This window comes from Mucilaginibacter sp. JRF, assembly GCF_015223065.1.
Taxonomy (GTDB): Bacteria; Bacteroidota; Bacteroidia; order Sphingobacteriales; family Sphingobacteriaceae; genus Mucilaginibacter.
In genome coordinates, this window is the sequence record NZ_JADFBY010000003.1 from 1 (window position 1) to 18,840 (window position 18,840).

Consider the following 18,840-nt stretch of genomic DNA (forward strand, 5'->3'; position numbering starts at 1 on the left):
AAAAATCCATTAAATTTAATTATGCTAATCTAAAGGAGGTACGAAGCAATCTCTTTAGGACATTCTCCAAGATAAGTCGCTCGGGGATTGCTTCGTGCCTCGCAAAGACGTGGTTTTAATTGTACTGATTCAGGAGGGGTATCACACCGGTTGCAACATCCTCAATATAGCATCAATATACTCACGGTCGTTAGCCAGGCGTGGTACCTTGTTTTGGCCGCCGAGCTTGCCTTTTTCTTTGAGCCAGTTAAAGAAGGTGCCTTCAGCTACGCGGCGTACTATCGGGCGGCGCAGGGCCATGTCCTTGTAGCGCTTGGCATCATAGTCGGAATTGATCTGGCGCAGGGTTTCATCCAGTATATCAACAAAGCGCTCAAATTCCGACGGGGCTTTCACAAACTCTATCAGCCACTCGTGCGCGCCGCTTTGCTTGCCGTCAAAATAAACCGGGGCGGCGGTATAATCACGAATAATTGCGCCGGTATTTTTGCAGGCTTCCTCAAGGGCACGCTCGGCATTGTCAATAATTACTTCCTCGCCAAAGGTGTTGATGTAGTGTTTTGTACGACCCGATATTTGTATACGATATGGCGACAAGCTGGTGAACTTAATGGTATCACCTATCATGTATCGCCATAAGCCTGCATTGGTGGTGATGATAAGCGCGTAGTTCTTGCCCAATTCCACCTCATCAAGCGTGAGGGTTTTGGGGTCATCATCGTGCATGTGCTCCATCGGCAAAAACTCGTAAAAAATGCCGTAATCCAGCATCAGCAGCATATCACCATGCTCTACCCTATCCTGTATACCAAAATACCCTTCGGAGGCATTGTAGTTCTCCAGGTAATACATCTTATCGGTAGGGATCAGTTTTTTGAACTGCTCTCGATATGGTGAAAAGCTCACCCCGCCATGAAAGCAAAACTCCAGATTGGGCCATATTTCCAGCATGTTGTTCTTCCCGGTGATCTCGAGGATGCGATTGAACAGCACAATATTCCAGGTAGGCACACCGCCAATACCGGTAACGTTTACATCGAGCGTGGTTTTGGCTATCTTTTCTATTTTTTCCTCAAAATTATCCAGCAGGGCAATATCCAGGTTTGGTGTACGGCCAAACTCCGCCCAAATGGGCAGATTCTTCATAATAACGGCCGAAAGATCACCAAATGAAGTTTCGGGACTGAACTGGCTTACCTGCTGGCTGCCGCCGATAGTGAGTGATTTACCGCTGAACAGCTTGGCATCAGGGCGATTGTTATAGTAGATGGTGAGCGCATCCTTACCGCCTTTAAAATGGCATTCTTCGAGCGCTTCCTCGCTTACGGGGATAAACTTGCTCCTGTCGCTGGTAGTGCCCGATGATTTGGCGAACCAACGCACCTCCGACTGCCACAGCACATTTTGCTCGCCTTTGAGCATACGCTCGATGTAAGGCTTCAGGCTATCGTACGTTTGTATAGGTACGCGTTCGCGATAATCGTTAAGATTTTCAATGGATTTGTAATGATGCTTTTTACCCCACTCGGTGTTTTCGGCACCCATTATCAGGTTTTCAAACCACTCCTCCTGCACTTCGTTTGGATATTTCATAAAAAGCTCTATCTGGTGGATACGCTTTTTCATGAACCAGGAGATAACAGAATTAAAAATGGACATGTGTACTCACTTAGGTTAAATTGCAAAACTTTTGCGCTTAAGCACAAAGTTTGCCCCAAGATACACTTTTCTTACCATTTCATTTTCAGCTAAAACTTCGGGTACGCCCGACTCTAATATTTTTCCCTCGAACAACAGGTAGGCCCTGTCAGTGATGGATAATGTTTCCTGCACGTTGTGGTCGGTGATCAGGATACCAATGTTGCGGTGTTTCAGTTTGTACACCATGGCCTGAATCTCCTCAACCGCGATAGGGTCAACACCGGCAAAGGGTTCATCAAGCAAAATAAAGTTAGGCTCGGCAGCCAGGGCACGGGCAATTTCGGTACGGCGGCGTTCACCACCCGATAGCAGGTCGCCACGATTTTTACGCACCTTGTGCAAACTGAATTCATCTATCAGTTCTTCCAGCTTATCGCGCTGCTGCTCCTTGCTCATCTGCCCCATTTCGAGCACGGCCTTAATATTATCCTCAACAGACAGCTTACGGAATACCGATGCCTCCTGCGCCAGGTAACCAATACCTTTTTGCGCTCGGCGGTACATCGGGTCGCCGGTTATTTCTTTATCATCCAGAATGATGCGGCCCTCGTTAGGCTTTATCAAACCCACTATCATATAAAACGATGTGGTTTTACCAGCGCCATTAGGCCCCAGCAAACCCACAATTTCGCCCTGCGCCACATTGAACGATACATCATTTACAACAGTACGCTGCTTATATTTCTTTATTAAATGCTCTGCTTGCAGGATCATAGTGGAAGGATACTCTAAATTCTAAACGCTAAAATCTAAATTCTAAACTTAAGCTTGAAACTCTAAATTCTAATTTCTGAACTCTAAAATTTAGGGCTAAGCTATGAAATAGAAAGTTCTAAAAAGCTAAATGTTAATACCTAACTCTAACAAGGATGATTTATTGCGATTTGTTTTACAATTATGCTTTTCAAAGCCCTCCCCTCCGGAGAGGGTTGGGAGGGGTCTACGCCGTAAATGCCTCCAAAGCCTTTTCTATCCTCACCACCGTTTCATCCTTGCCCAACATCTCGGCAATATCAAAAACATGCGGGCCAAACTTGCCGCCCACCAGCATAATGCGGAAAGGCAGCATTACATCGCCTATCTTAAAGCCCTTCTCGGTAGTAAACTCTTTAAACTGAGTTTCAAGATCGGCAGCTTGCCAGGCATCGGCAGTAGTATATTTGGCTTTTAATTCGTTAAAAAAGTCGGTTTTGGCATCGGTCCATTTTGGTTTAACGGCGTTGATGTCGTACTCCGCAGGCTGCTCAAAAAAGTAAGCCCCCTGGGTGTAAAAGTCGGTTAGCAGCACGCAACGGTCTTTAACCAGTTCAATAACTTTCAGCAGTTTGGCATCATCACTAACAGTGACTCCTTTATCGGCGAATACCTGAGCAACGTATGGCTTCAATCCTTCAACGCTCAGCCTTTTTATCCATTCGGCATTGAACCACTTGGCTTTTTCAAAATCGAACTTAGCGCCAGCCTTGCTTACACGCTCCATGCTGAATTTTTCAACCAGTTCATCCAGCGAGAATACTTCCTGATCGGTGCCATCATTCCAGCCTAACATAGCCAGCAGGTTCAGGAATGCTTCAGGCAAAAAGCCTAACTCGCGGAAACCGGGCGTAAGTTCGCCGGTCTTTTTATCTTCCCAATTCATGGCATATACCGGGAAGCCTAAACGCGCGCCATCGCGCTTGCTTAGCTTGCCGTGTCCGTCGGGTTTTAATATCAATGGCAGGTGCGCCCATTGCGGCATGCTATCCTTCCATCCCAAATACTCCCACAGCAGCAGGTGTACCGGTGCCGATGGCAGCCACTCCTCGCCGCGCAGGGCATGGGTTATCTTCATCAGGTAATCATCAACCACTACAGCCAGGTGGTATGTTGGCATACCATCGGCCTTTAGCAGTACCTTATCATCAACCTGGTTGGTTTCAAAACTTACGTAGCCGCGTATCATATCCTTAAAGCTGATGCTGTCATCTTCGGGCATTTTTATGCGGATAACGTGCGGCGTACCATTGTGCAGCAACTGCTCAACCTCGTGCAGGGGCAAATTCAGCGAGTTACGCATATCATAACGGTGCCCATGCCCGTATTGAAAGTTGGGTACATCCTTACGTTTTTGCTCCAGTTCTTCGGGGGTATCAAAGGCATAATAAGCATGGCCTTCGGCAACCAGTTTTTCGGCATACTCGCGGTACAGCGGCTTGCGCTCGCTTTGGCGATATGGCGAGTACGGGCCACCCACAACCGGGCTTTCATCGGGCGTTAAGCCACACCATTGCAGGCAGTTAAGTATGTATGCTTCAGCTCCCTCAACATAGCGGTTCTGGTCGGTATCCTCAATACGTAATATAAACTCGCCGCCATGTTTTTTGGCGAAAAGGTAGTTGAACAATACGGTACGTACACCGCCTAAATGCAAACCGCCCGTTGGACTGGGCGCGAATCTTACTCTTACTTTATTGTCAGCCATGATGCCGCAAAGATAATTTTAATGAGCGATTAAGCGAACTGTTTGGCCAACAGCCCGGTTTATTATGGCGGTTGGCTGACTTGTTACCAACTTGAGCATACCAAAATATTGCCTTTTACGTTTCAACCCAATTGTGTACTTTGTGCACCTTAATATGAATCCGTATCAACAAAAACGCCGCTGGAAATACCTGTTACTCGCCTTTGCTGTGGTTATAGCCAGCGGATCGTTATTATACACCAACTATCTTGTTAAAAACATTGCCCAAAGCGAGCGTACCCGCGCGCAGGTATGGGCGCTAAGCATGCGCCAGATTTTTTTGAGTGACGATAACGATTTTTTGAACTACGTTTTTGCCGTGCGCGACAGCCTTACCGTACCCGCGCTTGTGGTTGATGACAAGGGCGAATTCAAATACAAAAAAGGCCTGGACAGCACCAAAACCTTTATTAAGCTTGAAGCCGAAGAAAACAAGAACATACAATACGATACCGCTTACTTTAGGAGTGAGCTGAACTATATGAAGGAACAGCACGACCCCATAAGGCTCGAGGTGTTCGGCTCGCAGTGGCTGGTATATTATAAGGATTCGGCATTGCTTACGCAGCTTAAATTCTTTCCGTACGTGCAGTTGTCGGTTATCGCTATATTTTTGCTCACGGCGTATACAGCATTCAGCTCCTCCCGTAAATCAGAACAGAACCAGGTTTGGGTAGGTTTGGCTAAGGAAACGGCGCATCAGCTGGGTACGCCTATATCATCGCTAATGGCGTGGATAGAGCTGATCAAGGATAAATTTAACGCCGAGAACGATCAGTTGATAGCCGAGATGGAGAACGACGTGAAGCGACTGGAAATTGTGGCCGACAGGTTCTCAAAAATAGGCTCGCGCCCGGTGCTTGAGCGCCATGTGGTGTTTGATGTAGTGAAGGATTTTATGGACTACTTTAGGGTGCGCGTAAGCGATCGTATCACTTTTAACATGAGTGGTAATACCGATGTGGAGGCCGGCCTTAACATTCCGCTGTTTGATTGGGTATTGGAAAACCTGTTGAAAAACGCCGTTAACGCCATTACCGATAAAGGCACCATCAGCATTGAAATAAGCGAAAGCAAAAAGCAGGTATTTATTGATGTTACCGATACCGGTAAGGGCATTCCCCGTTCAAAATTCGATACTGTTTTTCAGCCCGGCTATACAACACGTAAGCGCGGCTGGGGTTTAGGCCTCTCGTTAACCAAGCGTATGGTGGAGAATTACCATAACGGGCATATCTACGTAAAGGATTCGGAAGTGGGCAAGGGCACTACTTTCAGGATAGTTTTAAAAGCCATAAAAAATGATCAGCAAGCCACAGCCTAACGAGTACGCCCCACAACCGGGCGGCTACATTAAGCTTATTAATGATGATGAAAATGTGCTTGAAGTACTGCAAGCGCAGACAGACATTATACATAAGCTATTTTACAATCTTACACATGAGCAAGCCATGTACGCTTATGCCGAGGGTAAATGGACATTAAAACAAGTGCTTGGCCACTTAACCGATACCGACCGGGTGTTTGGGTTCAGGGCATTTTGCTTTTCACGCGGGCAGGCTGAACTGCCGGGCTTTGATCAGGATGTATATGTGAATAATGCCGCCTATAACGAACGCGACATTCAGGAGCTTACCGATGAATTTATAGCCGTGCGTGAGGCTAACCTATACTTTTTCCGCTCGGTTACTGATGAGCAGCAAACCCGGCATGGTATAGCCAGTGGCTACCTTATAACAGTACGTGCCCTGGCTTATGCAGCGGCAGGGCACGTAAGGTATCATTTAAACCTACTCAGCGAGAGGTATAATTTAGACTGATAGTTATTCTTTATCCAGCACTTCCTTTTTTTCGATGCGGTATGATTGGAACAAACCTAAACCACCGAAGAAAAATATAAGGCCGAAATAGATGGCTACGTTCTCGTCCTCGCCACCAGCCAATGCTGTACGTTCCAACACTCGTGTTAATACGTTTGCTAAAAACAATCCAAAACCGGCTCCTATAAAAAGCAAACCCCATTTTAGTGTTTGGTATGGTGCCGATTGAGGCTTAATATGCGGGTTCATCCCTCTCTCAATCATGGCCATACGCTCGCGGTTACGTATATAAATTATTCCGAATATTAAGGCAAACAGTCCCAGTGGTACTAAAATGGGGACTAAAATTCCAGCGTTCATAATGTTAATTGTTATAATGTGTTATAAATTATTGTTACTTAAAAACCACCTGTACAGTGTATTTGCAAGCTATGACCACATCACTTTAAAAGAGGTTACACACATTTCTGAAAAAATTTAAAATTCTAATTTCTAAACTCTAAATAGATTAAATACTAAACCATAAACTCTAAATTCTAATATCTGAATACTATAAACTTATCACTGAATTAAATTCGGAATTAGCTGACGATTTACGAAATTTAAAAAATGCTTGTAACCTGATTGTGCTAAGCCGCGTCAGATAGGGTGTTATACATGCAACACAAGCCAACCGATATTGAACTTATTGAGCAAAGCCTCGCCGGCGATCAATCGGCCTATGCCGAACTGATCAGGCGGAATCAGCGCTTTGTATTTACCCTGGCCCTGCGCTTCGCCAAAAACCGCGAGGATGCCGAGGAAATTGCGCAGGATTGCTTTGTAAAGGCTTACCGTAACTTGCAAAGCTTTCAGGGGCAATCAAAGTTCAGTACGTGGCTTTATAGTATTGTATATACTACCGCCATGACGCATCTGCGTAAAAAGCGCGTAGCAACCGACTCGATTGACGATGAGGACACTTTTATACAGATAGAGAACAAGCCATCTGGCTATGATGTAAATAATGTAGAGAATCGGTCGCGGTCGTACTACCTTAACCTGGCCATAGGGCAGCTTTTGCCTGATGATGCCGCCGTTATAACCTTGTTTTACAAGGGCGAGCAATCATTAGATGAAATAGCCCAGGCATTAAATATGGAAGCCAATACGGTAAAGGTTAAACTATTTAGGGCGAGGCAGCGTTTGAAAGAAAAGTTGGAGCGCCTGTTAAAACATGAAGCAAAGGAATTGATATGAACAGCATTGAAGAAAAACTCTGGAATTATATTGACGGCACCTGCACACCTGCGGAGCATGCCGCCATTGCTTCGCTTATTGAGCAGGATGCAATATATCGTAATAAGTATAACGAATTGCTGGCTTTGAATGCCGAGTTTGCCGGTATGGAGCTCGACGAGCCGCCAATGGCATTTACCTACAATGTAATGGAGCAGGTGCGTGCCGAGCATGCATTGAAACCGCTTAAGGCCACTATTGATGCCCGGATTATTAAAGGCATAGGCGCATTCTTCATCCTCACTATATTGGCATTGGTAGTTTACGCGCTGTTTAGCGTTAACTGGCACATGGGTAACATGGAGTGGAAAATGCCTAAGCTAAATATGCCACAACTATCGGGCTTGTTGAGTAGTGGCGTAATTAAGGCCTTTTTATTTTTTGATGCTGTGCTGTGTTTGTACCTGGCCGACCATGTTTTGCGCCGCAAGAAAACGGCCAAAGCGGCATAACGGCACACAGGTGTACAAAAATGCTGACACTTTGTGCAAACCAATACACATTTTGTGGGCGGCACGCGGCAAATTCAACTTACACCAGGCAAAATTTAAGTTCAATATACTTTGGTATAGTAATTGTATTACCTTATACGAACTGGTAAACTTACCGGTTTAATTGTGATAAGGTTTAGGTTGAAAGTCCCCCGGAGCAAGTCTGGGGGGCTTTTTATTTTTAGGAGAGTTTTCATTAACTTCATAGCCAAAACACAACCTTACACAACTGATGAAATATCTTCTTATTGTTTGCCTGCTATTCTCTGCCACTTATTGCTTCGCACAAACTGATCTTTCAAAAAAAGACTTTGATAATTTGGTGGCGCTTGCTCAATTACATTCAAAAAATAATATGGCAAGAGGCGAAGCCTTTAAAAAAAGTGCCGACTCGTTACGTACGCCTGTACTTGATGGGGTTATTGAAACGCTTATTACACTTGGCCGCGGCGACACCACGGTGTTACAACAACGCGTCCTGAAAAGACCGTCAAACGATGAATTGAAACTTTGGTATGTTTTACGGGATGTGCATTACAATAACATCGACAAAAACAAAGTAAAGTCGGCAGAGGAGGTAGCTCGCGAAACACTCAAAGCCAATATAAACGAGAAATGGCTGGTTGATAATTATTACCGTAATTTGGCAGGTGGCCTGGCTACTATGTTTAATGAAGCTGACATAAGTAAGCGTAACATTGACGTTAACCAGTTAGGATTAAAGGATGATACCGAAAAATCCATAGCGTTTTTAGATATAGCGGATGCCTTGTTAAGAGGCCGTTTAAGAGTTTTGTCACACTTGAAAAACGTTGAGCGATTAAACATGTACATAAGCCACATCCCTACCTTTAATGGCAAACCTTATTATTATTTTACTCCGGTTATTTTTAACCCGGCCGAATGGGAGGGCTATACAAAAGAAGTACCTTTTGATACTCAACGCATAGGTGGTTTGCTTGAAATACTACTCATCCATTTAAACACTAAAATGAATGCTGAGAACGCAGATATCGCCAAAGACATTTATTGGAACTCTATGCTATCTAAGCCTGAATATTTTAAACACTCTAATCAAAGCAAAGTGCTTCAGGATGTTTACGATAAATCAGGCAAAGGCAAATAATAGCAAGAATTAAACCTTCATGTACTTTTCATTTCTAATACATACCTTAGTCGGCAACTTTGCGTTTATCACAAAGCATATTTATTAATTCACCACCATGAAATTTATATCAGCTTGTATAGCTACACTTGCACTAATTACGTGTTTTAACATCAATACCCAAGCTCAAACACAACCGCCCCGTATACCCGAAGCCAGCTCAACGCAAACCATTATTCAGGATTTTGGCCTGGGTAAGATCACCCTTACCTACTCGCGCCCTAATGTTAAGGATCGTAAAATATTTGGCGGCATACAGCCCTTTGGCGATGTGTGGCGCACCGGTGCTAACTGGGCAACCACCATTACCTTTAGCGAAGAAGTTATAGTTGAGGGCAACAAAGTACCTGCCGGTACTTACTCACTGTTTACCATTCCCGGCGAAAAGGAATGGACCGTGATTTTAAATAAAACCGTTAGGCAATGGGGCGCTTATGATTACAAAAAGGAAGATGACCTGCTCCGCGTAAAAGTGCCCATGATTCCGCTGAAAGAAAAACGTGAAACATTCACCGTTGCCTTCGCTAACGTTACTACTAAAAATGCCGATCTGTATTTGTTGTGGGATTATACTGCCATCGCCATAAAAATGCAAACCAATGATAACGCACAGATTTTGGCCAATATTGATGAGTTGATGAAGGCGCCTAAAAAGCCTTACTTTAACGCCATACAATATTATTACGAAAACGATCAGGACTTGAATAAAGCCCTGAAATGGGTTTACGAGGCACAAAAAACTGAGCCTAAAGCCCCCTGGTTTAAATTATGGGAGGCCCGTGTACTTTTAAAGCAAGGCAAAAAAGCCGAGGCCATCAAAGCCGCCAAACAAGGTATCGCACTGGCTGACAGCTCGAACGATGATGAGTATGTGCGCCTTAACCAGGGCGTGGTGGATCAGGCCAGTAAGCAATAATTGAAATCTATTATCTCGATAGTTAATATAAATAAAATCTATAACCTATAAATTATTCATATTTTGATGGGCAGCCGTTTTGGGGTACATTTGCATCAAAACAAAAACATCAATATGATTACTATAGGACAGAAATTCCCTGCATTTTCAAAGACAGCGGTGGTTAGCCTTGAAAAAGGTAAAGAGTTTGAAACATTAACTTCTGACTACCTTGTTAACGATGATAACGTTTGGACTACGATTTTTTGGTGGCCAAAAGACTTTACTTTTGTTTGCCCTACCGAGATCGCTGAGTTCAACAAAAACTTCAGTGAATTCCGTGACCGCGACACTCGTTTGATCGGTGCTTCAACCGACTCTGAGTTTGTTCACCTGGCATGGAGAAACAACCACGATGACCTGCGCGACCTTAAATTCCCGATGCTGGCCGATACTTCAAAATCATTAGCTGAAGACCTGGGTATTTTAGAGCCTAACGAAAAGATCGCTTATCGCGCTACTTTCATCATCGACCCTACCGGTATTGTACGTTGGGTATCAGTAAACGACCTGAGCGTTGGCCGTAACGTTAAAGAAGTACTGCGCGTGCTTGACGGCTTACAAACTGACGAGCTTTGCCCATGTAACTGGGAAAAAGGTCAGGAAACTCTTACCGCTTAATACTGACACTTACATATGTCCCCGCACTATCATTAGGAATAATGCGGGGATTTTTTTGACCCTATAATTCATAATACCATGAGCGAAAGCACCGAAATAATAAACGAATTATTGCAAGTAGTAGGCCTTGAAAACGATTACCGTACCGAGAGCCTTACACTGCTTGAAAAAGGCGAATCGCGCTACCTGCGTGACTTGAAGCTTAACTTTACCAGCACCCTTACCAGCGAGCATTTAAGCGCTAAGGAGTGTGGTTTAATAGGCCTGAGCATTGCCGCCAATAATAACAACACCCCGCTAACAAAATACTACACACAATACAGCGAAGCACAGGGCGCAACAGCGGCAGATGTTGCCGAGTCTGTTGGTTGTGCATCATTATTAGCATCAAACAACGTGTTTTACCGTTTCAGGCACTTTACCCAAAAGGAAAAGTACACCCAAATACCTGCCCGCATACGCATGCAGCTGATGATGAAGCCTGTAACCGGTAAAGAATTTTTTGAATTGCTGAGCCTTGCCGTATCGGCAGTTAATGGTTGCGAGATGTGTGTTAACGCACACGAGGATTCATTGATAAAACTTGGCACTACCGAGGAACGCATTTTTGATGCCGTACGCATAGCATCATTAGTTACCGCTACCGGCAAACTGATATTCTAAGTAGTATTTCCCCCTATATTTTTATACTATAATGCCCCGGACTTAAAAAGCCGGGGCATTTTTTGTAAATGTGTCAGCAACCAAAATAAAGTTTGTTTTTAAGGCAAATAAAAGTAACTTTATAGCAAGATTAAACTAACCTCGGTTTCATATATATACTTGCGACTGTGCTGCTGGGGTGAAATTAATTTAATTGTTAATTTTTTGGGGAAGCCGTTCCGTATTCAGTACTGGAACGGCTTTTATTTTATAACAAATTCTTCAATTCTGCCCTTTGCAGGCTCAATTTAGTGAGCGTCGGTCACTGCCTTCAACTTCTTGAATGGTTGCAGGTAAAGCAACGGTATTGAGAACAGCATGATCAGGCCTGATATCCAGTACGCATCATCATAAGTTAGCAACATAGTTTGCCTTACAATAGTACCTTCAATAGCCCGGTAAGCCATCTCGGTAGCATCAAGCACTGATTTACCTTTGGCTACAAACCCTTGCGTAAGCATTTGCAAACGCTCGTTAAACTGCGGGTTATATGGGTTAACATGCTCTATCAGCACACTGCGGTGAAAACCCTGCCTGATGTGTATAATGGTTGTTAAGGCCGCTATACCAAATGAACCACCTAACTGGCGCATCATGTTGTTCAAGCCCGATCCCTGGCCAATTTCCGGGCCTTTCAAATCGGCCATGGCAAGTGTGGTAAGCGGCACAAATAGCAAAGCCATACCTACACCACGTATCAGCAGTGGTACCATTACATCCTTTTCGCCTGTGGCGAGGGTAGAGTTGCTCAACATCCATGTAAATACAAAGAACAGGAACATACCCGCCGTAGCCATAAACTGTGCCGGCACGCCTTTGTTAAGCATTTTACCGATGAATGGCATCATAACAATGGTACACACCCCACCAGGGAACAGCAGCTCGCCCGTTTGCTGCGCATTAAAGCCCAACAAATTTTGACAGAACACCGGGAACACGAATACCGAACCATACAACCCGAAACCCAATATAAAGGAGGTGAACATACCCACGGCAAAACTTCGATGCCGCATAATGTTAAAGTTCACCACCGGGTGGTCAGTACTCAGCTCTCGCCATATAAACAGTATAGCTCCTAATATCGCGGTAACGGTTAATACGGTAATGTATGTGGTAGCAAACCAATCCTCACTCTCACCTTTCTCCAAAATGGTTTGCAAGCTACCTACTGATATGGCCAGGAGTAATATACCCCACCAATCCACGGGCTTGCCCTCCACCTTGGGCGTTTCCTTGATAAACGTTATCGTGAGGAATGCGGCTAATAAACCCACCGGAATATTCACGTAAAATATCCATGGCCATGAGTAGTTCTCGGTTATCCAGCCACCAATAGTAGGGCCTACAGTTGGGCCTACTACCGCGCCCAAACCAAACAAGGCTGTAGCGGTACCTATTTGCTCGCGTGGCCAGGTTTCAAGCAATATGGCTTGCGCTGTTGATATTAAACCACCACCGGCAATACCTTGCAGTATACGGAATACGATCAGCTCCTCGAGCGTGGTTGCATTACCACATAAAAATGAGGCAATGGTAAATACTATAATAGATGTTAAGAAGTAGTTTTTACGGCCAAACTTATCGCCCAGCCAGCCCGACATGGGCAGTATAATTACGTTGGCCACCGCATAGCCGGTTACAACCCAGGCTATGTCCTCGAGCGTTGCACCCAGGTTACCCTGTATGTGCGGGATAGCCACGTTAACTATCGTGGTATCTATCAGCTCAAGCAGCGAGGCCATAATTACCGTGATGGTAATTATCCATTTTTTAAAGCCTGTTTCAGCCATTGTTTATTATTTTATATTAACCGAAGCGTTCACGCTCATACCAGGGCGAAGTTTGGCTAATTGTTCAGCAGTAGCGTTAATTTTGATCTTAACAGGTATGCGTTGTACAACTTTTACAAAGTTACCTGTAGCGTTATCCGGCGGCAGCAGCGAGAATTTAGCGCCTGTAGCAGGCGAGAAATTGTATACTGTACCTTCCAACTCCATATCAGGGTAAGCATCAACTTCAATGTTTACTTTCTGGCCGTTGCGTATCTCGTTCAGCTGGGTTTCTTTAAAGTTTGCGGTAACATACAGGCTGTTATCATTAACCACAGCGAACAGGGTTTGACCCGGCTGTACCAGCTGACCTACCTGAACATTCTTTTTACCTACGGTACCACTTGCCGGCGATTTTACCTGCGCATAGCTCAGTTGTAAGTTAGCGTAGTCAATATCAACCTTACGCTGATCAACACCGGTATTGGTAACCTTTAACTGGTTGCGGGTTGTACCCACTTGTTGTGATGCGGCTTTGTATTGCTCCTGCGCGGCACGGTATGATGCACGTGCTACATCCAGATCAGATTTTGCCTGATCAAATTGTTGCTGGGTTACTGAACCATCTTTTACCAGATTGGCATAACGCTCGTAATCTTTCTCTACCTTCTCTAACCTTGCAGCGGCTGATGTTACTTCGGCCTTAGCGCTGGCTGAGTTAGCGGCGGTTGAGTATATCTGCGATTCGCTTACGCCGATGCCTGCGCTTGCACCCTTTTGTGCTGCCTGGGCCTGCTCTAAACGTACCTTAAGGTCGCGGTCATCAATCTTAACTAACAACTGGTTTTTGTTAACGTGGGTGTTTTCTTCAAACAAAATGCTGTCAACATAACCGCCAACGCGTGCCACAACCGGGCTTATGTCGGCATCTATCTGCGCGTCATCAGTATCCTCGTGCGCGCTGAAATAGATATATTCTTTGATACCGAAGATGATACCGCCAAGCAATACGATGCCTAATATAATGGGTACTACTTTCGATTTCTTTTTTGGTTCCTGTGTGTCTGTATTCTGTGCCATTTCTTTGGTGATATTATATTATTTGTTTAGTGTTCCGGTTGATTTTAATAGGGTGTAGTATGCAAGGCCTGCATCAGCTTTAGCCAGCTCCAAATTAATTTGTGCCTGGTAAAGCAAGGTTTGCGCATCGGCACGGTCAACAGCTGATGCTATGTTGCTGCGGTATTTTGATTGCAATATCTTATTGTTCTCACCCGCCTGGGCTATTGATGTTTGCAGCAGCTTAATTTTTGATAGTGCCGCTACATAACCCTGGTAGCTTTGGTTAACCTCGTTCTTGATACGATCGGCCTCGATGCCTTTATTTATATCAACCTGTGTGCGCTGTATCTTCGCTTCGGCTACCTTGTGCTTGTTTGTCCATAGGGCACCAAAATTCCATGATGCGGTAAGGCCGATAGATATTGGCGTAATAAAGTTGCCTGAGCGTGGCAGCGGGTTAGCGGCTACGTCAACATAATACGCGCTCGCGGCGGCATTAAGGTTTGGCAACAGGTTACCTTTTACAGTACCAATGTTTTTATCAGCTACCTGTGCCTGCAAATCCGCCTGTTTTAATTCAGGGCGATTGGTCATGGCGGTATCAATATAGCTGGCCAGTATGTTTACGGCGCGGTTGGTAGTATCTATCTGATCGATACTGATCTCGGTTGATTCGGGCAAACCAAGCAATATGTCAAGGTTATAATTAACAATCTTACGGTTGTTCTCCAGGTCGATGCCGTTCAGTTCAATGTTTGAGCGTTGCAGTTGAAATTGCAATACATCATTCTTGGTAACCAAACCTTGCTCAAAAAAGCGTTGCGATTGTTTAATTTGCTGATCAACAGTGGCTAAATTTTGCTCCACTACTTTTTTGCCCTGCAATACCTTATACAAATTGTAGTATGAGTTAATGATGCTGTACACGATCTGATCCTTATCGTTAACCTCATCCAAACGGGCTATCTGGCTTAACAACTCAGTTGATTCGCGGGCGTATTTTAGTTTATTGCCCGAAAATATGGCTTGGTTAAGCGATGCTGTACCCAACCATGCATCGGCGTGCTTTGGCAGTGAAAGGCTTTCCTCGCCAAATTGCAGCCTGTTGGCCGGTATTTGCGCGCGGTTGTAGCCAAAGCTAACGCTACCGGTTGGCAGCGATCTGTCTTTAGCCTGGTTGTATTGCTCAACCGCCTGATCGATCTTTGATTTTGATAATTTTAATTGTTTACTGTTGGCTACGCCCATGTTTATGGCTTCGTCAAGGCTTAAAGCCTTATCCTGCGCATTGGCCGCTGTTGTTAGCAACATGGCCAGTAACGCCGCGAAGATGGCATAAACAAAAAGCTGCCGGTGTAAAAAGTGCGGGTTCGTGGTGTTATTATGTGTTGTCATTTTACAAGTAAGTAGGCTTTTAGTAATTGTTTGAGGTATGTTTTAATGCGTGGTTTTAGTTGTTGCTCCATGTAGTCGGCATCGCTTATATCATGCTTAAGCAATTTTGATGCTACAAAGGGGCTGTTGCTAATGTAATTCTTTGTACCAAAGATGGTTGCGATAGCCATTTCGACATCGGTATCCTTGCTGAACAGGCCCGATGATATGCCCTCCTCAAAAATGCGTTTGAACTCGTTAACGTTGTTCATGATGATGTCGCTCAGCTTATCGGTCAGTTCGCCACGGCGGCCCAGCCACAGCTCGCGGTTCATCAGCCTTGAAAAGCAGCTGTTCACTACTACCTTATCAATAAAGCTGTCTATACATTTTTCAAGCTTATCCCAGGCGTTCATGCTGCTATCATTACCAATGTTGGTTAACAGCGTACGGAACACTTCGATCTTACGCTCGAACACGGCCAGGAACAAGCCTTCCTTTGAGCCGAAGTAATAGTTGAGCATGGCCATGTTAACCCCTGCCTCACCGGATATCATCCGGGTTGATGCAGCATCATAACCCACGTCCGAAAAAACTTTTTCGGCAACGTCGAGTATATGATCTTTCTTATCGGTTTTTTCCTTTTCCATTTTCTTTGATGGCACAAAATTAATCAAGCGATTGATTAATTAGTGTAATCAAATTGTAAACTATATTTAAATAACTGATTATCAATGTATAAAAATTAATCAATCGATTAATTAAATAAAATTTGACACATTTTTTAACACGATTGTTATGTTGATAAATAGAAAAACTGTACATCTTTCTATATTTTTACCGCCATGAAGAGAATTCTTTTATCTGCCTCATTACTATTACTATCCATATATAGCTATTCGCAATCGGCCCCGGCGGCTGATGTTGCTTCTATTGAGCAGGACCTGCAAGGCCTGAATACCCTGGGCAGCGTGCTGTACGTAGCCGCCCACCCCGATGATGAGAATACCCGCCTTTTAGCCTGGCTGGCGCGCGAAAAACATTACCGAACGGGTTACTTGTCGCTAACCCGTGGCGATGGCGGCCAAAACCTGATAGGTACTGAGCAGGGCGAACTGTTAGGTTTGGTGCGTACGCAGGAACTGCTTGCCGCCCGCCGATATGATGGCGCTGAACAATTTTTTACCCGCGCTAACGATTTCGGCTTCTCAAAAACACCCGAAGAAACCCTGAAGATATGGGATAAGGAAAAGGTACTTGGCGATGTGGTTTGGGTGATACGTAAATTCAGGCCCGATGTTATGATATGCCGTTTCCCTACTACCGGCGAGGGCGGCCACGGGCACCACACCACTTCGGCCATATTGGCGCAGGAGGCATTCGCCGCCGCTGCCGACCCAAAACGCTTTCCGGAACAATTGAAATATGTACAGGTTTGGCAAGCCAAACGCCTGTTGTGGAACACCTTTAACTTTGGCGGCACAAACACCACCAACCCTAACCAGTTTAAGGTTGATGTTGGCGGCTATAATGTATTTATGGGTAAAAGCTATGGCGAAATAGCCGCGCAAAGTCGCTCCAACCATAAATCGCAGGGTTTTGGGGCCGCCGCTCAGCGTGGTGAGTGGTTCGAGTATTTCAAGACCATTGCCGGTGATGCCCCTAAAAAGAATTTATTGGATGGTATTGATACCACCTGGACACGCGCTAAAGCCCCTGCCGATATTACTACTGCCATTACCAACATACAAAAAGCCTTTAACCCCGTACATCCTGAACTATCGGTGAACGCGCTGGTTGATCTGCTAACAAAGGTTGAGGGCATAAGCGATGGTTACTGGCGCGCTTTGAAGGTAAAGCAGGTAAAAGATTTGATAGCCGCCTGCGCCGGCCTTTGGTTTGAAAGCTACGCTACCGACCCAACCTACGCCGTTGGCGACAGTATGGGCGTGATCAATCAATTTATTATACGCAACCCGGTACAGGTAACATCAGTAGGTATTGATAACGGGCGCATGCGCAGCGTGATAACCGGAATCCGCACACCTAATGTACCTACTAATGAGTTCCGCACAGTGGCGTTTGATGCGGTGAAGAACCGTATACCTTTTAAAAGCACCTCGCAGCCTTACTGGCTGAGTACCGATCATGGTATCGGCATGTACAGCTTGCAGGCCGATACTTTAGCCGGTTATCCTGAAACACCAAATTCATCGCCGGTAACATTTGAATTCACCATCAACAACAAAAAAATACGTTACGAGGTGCCAATATGGTACAAGTATACCGACCCTGTACGTGGCGAGGTGTACCAGCCTGTTGAGGTAGTGCCGCCGGTTACCGCTAATATCGAAAATCCGGTTTACCTGTTTAGTGGGCAACAGCCACAGCAGGTACGCATCAAACTCAAAAACTTTACGCCTGATGGCAAAGGCTCTGTAACCTTGAAACCAATCAATGGCTGGACCATCAGCCCCGAAAAAATTGATTTCGCTAATAAAAAGATGAATGATGAGTGGACGGAAACCTTCACCATCACCCCATCAAGCGCTAACCCCGAAGTAACCAGGCTGCAAGCTGTGGTAACTACAGGCGGTAAACAATGGTCGCTTGGCTTGCAGCGAATTAAGTACGATCATATACCCAACATCACGCTTTTCCCTAAAGCCGAGGCGCGTTTGGTTAACCTGGATATTAAGATAGCCGGTAAAAACATTGGCTACCTGCCTGGCGCGGGCGATAAGATACCCGAAGCCTTAAGGCAATTGGGCTACAACGTGCGTATACTAAGCGAGGATGATATTATGAACAGCGACCTGGCTATTTATGATGCCATTATAACCGGCGTACGCTCATTCAACGTTAACCCTCGCCTGGTGTTTGAGCAACCCCGTTTGCTTGATTATGTAAACAATGGCGGTAACCTGGTGGTGCAATACAACACAGCCGGTCGTATGGTGACCGATAGCATAGGCCCATACCCGTTTGAGGTAGTTAACCAGCGTGTTACCGAGGAGGATGCCAAGGTAACCATTACCGATCAGGCCAGTCCGCTGCTGAACTATCCTAACAAGATAACCACTGCCGATTTTGATGGCTGGATACAGGAACGTGGCCTGTACTTTGCCACTGCTATTGATAAGCATTACAGCGCGCCACTGTTAATGAATGATACCAGGATGGCGCCCAACAAAGGCTCGCTGATCAGTACCGATTATGGCAAGGGCAGGTTTGTGTACACATCGCTATCATTCTTTAGGGAATTACCGGCAGGTGTACCGGGCGCGTACCGGCTGTTTATCAATCTGTTAAGCAAGCCTCACCCACCGGCATCATCACAATTGCCACAATAATAAGTTGTATCAAAACCGAACAATTATTGTACGTAAGCGAACGATTAGC

The 18,840-nt window shown here is 45.1% G+C and carries 17 protein-coding genes; 9 read left to right on the top strand and 8 right to left on the bottom strand.

Going from position 1 to position 18,840, the window contains the following annotated elements; all coding sequences use genetic code 11:
* Positions 1 to 141: 141 nt before the first annotated feature.
* From IM792_RS08600 to gltX, 3 genes are all read right to left on the bottom strand, one after another.
* Entirely contained in the window at positions 142 to 1,659 is a 1,518-nt protein-coding gene (locus IM792_RS08600) for a GH3 auxin-responsive promoter family protein (RefSeq protein WP_194101450.1), read from the bottom strand.
* A 15-nt stretch (positions 1,660 to 1,674) separates the two neighbouring features.
* Positions 1,675 to 2,415, bottom strand: a complete 741-nt coding sequence (gene lptB / locus IM792_RS08605) for an LPS export ABC transporter ATP-binding protein (RefSeq protein WP_194101451.1) — start codon at positions 2,413 to 2,415, stop codon at positions 1,675 to 1,677.
* A 226-nt stretch (positions 2,416 to 2,641) separates the two neighbouring features.
* Entirely contained in the window at positions 2,642 to 4,162 is a 1,521-nt protein-coding gene (gltX, locus tag IM792_RS08610; RefSeq protein ID WP_194101452.1) for a glutamate--tRNA ligase, read from the bottom strand.
* A 154-nt stretch (positions 4,163 to 4,316) separates the two neighbouring features.
* Here gltX and IM792_RS08615 point away from each other — a divergent pair, with 154 nt between their 5' ends.
* The gene (locus IM792_RS08615; RefSeq protein WP_194101453.1) at positions 4,317 to 5,525 is read left to right on the top strand and encodes a HAMP domain-containing sensor histidine kinase; all 1,209 of its coding nucleotides are present in this window, start codon (positions 4,317 to 4,319) and stop codon (positions 5,523 to 5,525) included.
* Positions 5,503 to 6,021, top strand: coding sequence for a DinB family protein (locus IM792_RS08620; protein WP_194101454.1), 519 nt, complete (start codon positions 5,503 to 5,505; stop codon positions 6,019 to 6,021). The genes IM792_RS08615 and IM792_RS08620 overlap by 23 nt, the downstream gene beginning before the upstream one ends.
* 3 nt (positions 6,022 to 6,024) lie before the next feature.
* On the opposite strand, the gene IM792_RS08625 is transcribed toward IM792_RS08620, so the two are convergent.
* Positions 6,025 to 6,381, bottom strand: coding sequence for a DUF6249 domain-containing protein (locus IM792_RS08625; protein ID WP_194101455.1), 357 nt, complete (start codon positions 6,379 to 6,381; stop codon positions 6,025 to 6,027).
* Positions 6,382 to 6,678: 297 nt separating this feature from the next.
* Here IM792_RS08625 and IM792_RS08630 point away from each other — a divergent pair, with 297 nt between their 5' ends.
* The 6 genes from IM792_RS08630 to IM792_RS08655 all read left to right on the top strand — a co-directional run bounded on the left by IM792_RS08630 (position 6,679) and on the right by IM792_RS08655 (position 11,194).
* Positions 6,679 to 7,260, top strand: coding sequence for a sigma-70 family RNA polymerase sigma factor (locus IM792_RS08630; RefSeq protein WP_194101456.1), 582 nt, complete (start codon positions 6,679 to 6,681; stop codon positions 7,258 to 7,260).
* Positions 7,257 to 7,751, top strand: a complete 495-nt coding sequence (locus IM792_RS08635) for a hypothetical protein (RefSeq protein ID WP_194101457.1) — start codon at positions 7,257 to 7,259, stop codon at positions 7,749 to 7,751. The genes IM792_RS08630 and IM792_RS08635 overlap by 4 nt, the downstream gene beginning before the upstream one ends.
* 271 nt (positions 7,752 to 8,022) lie before the next feature.
* The gene (locus IM792_RS08640) at positions 8,023 to 8,916 is read left to right on the top strand and encodes a hypothetical protein (protein WP_194101458.1); all 894 of its coding nucleotides are present in this window, start codon (positions 8,023 to 8,025) and stop codon (positions 8,914 to 8,916) included.
* Between the two features lie 97 nt (positions 8,917 to 9,013).
* Positions 9,014 to 9,871: a DUF2911 domain-containing protein gene (locus IM792_RS08645; protein WP_194101459.1), complete on the top strand. Its 858-nt coding sequence runs from the start codon at positions 9,014 to 9,016 to the stop codon at positions 9,869 to 9,871.
* 114 nt (positions 9,872 to 9,985) lie between these two features.
* Complete coding sequence (locus IM792_RS08650; protein ID WP_228085001.1) at positions 9,986 to 10,531, top strand: peroxiredoxin; 546 nt, start codon at positions 9,986 to 9,988, stop codon at positions 10,529 to 10,531.
* A 78-nt stretch (positions 10,532 to 10,609) separates the two neighbouring features.
* Positions 10,610 to 11,194: a carboxymuconolactone decarboxylase family protein gene (locus IM792_RS08655; protein ID WP_194101460.1), complete on the top strand. Its 585-nt coding sequence runs from the start codon at positions 10,610 to 10,612 to the stop codon at positions 11,192 to 11,194.
* A 287-nt stretch (positions 11,195 to 11,481) separates the two neighbouring features.
* Here the strand turns inward: IM792_RS08655 and IM792_RS08660 are convergent, their stop codons facing one another.
* The 4 genes from IM792_RS08660 to IM792_RS08675 are packed head-to-tail and all read right to left on the bottom strand — an operon-like array spanning position 11,482 to position 16,088.
* Entirely contained in the window at positions 11,482 to 13,023 is a 1,542-nt protein-coding gene (locus IM792_RS08660; RefSeq protein ID WP_194101461.1) for a DHA2 family efflux MFS transporter permease subunit, read from the bottom strand.
* A 6-nt stretch (positions 13,024 to 13,029) separates the two neighbouring features.
* On the bottom strand, positions 13,030 to 14,082 hold the full coding sequence (locus IM792_RS08665) for an HlyD family secretion protein (protein ID WP_194101462.1): 1,053 nt from the start codon (positions 14,080 to 14,082) through the stop codon (positions 13,030 to 13,032).
* 18 nt (positions 14,083 to 14,100) lie between these two features.
* Positions 14,101 to 15,459, bottom strand: coding sequence for a TolC family protein (locus IM792_RS08670; protein WP_194101463.1), 1,359 nt, complete (start codon positions 15,457 to 15,459; stop codon positions 14,101 to 14,103).
* On the bottom strand, positions 15,456 to 16,088 hold the full coding sequence (locus IM792_RS08675; protein ID WP_194101464.1) for a TetR/AcrR family transcriptional regulator: 633 nt from the start codon (positions 16,086 to 16,088) through the stop codon (positions 15,456 to 15,458). Before IM792_RS08675 ends, IM792_RS08670 begins: the two co-directional genes overlap by 4 nt.
* Positions 16,089 to 16,283: 195 nt before the next feature.
* Between IM792_RS08675 and IM792_RS08680 the strand changes: the two genes are divergently transcribed.
* On the top strand, positions 16,284 to 18,791 hold the full coding sequence (locus tag IM792_RS08680) for a PIG-L family deacetylase (protein WP_194101465.1): 2,508 nt from the start codon (positions 16,284 to 16,286) through the stop codon (positions 18,789 to 18,791).
* Positions 18,792 to 18,840 lie beyond the last annotated feature (49 nt).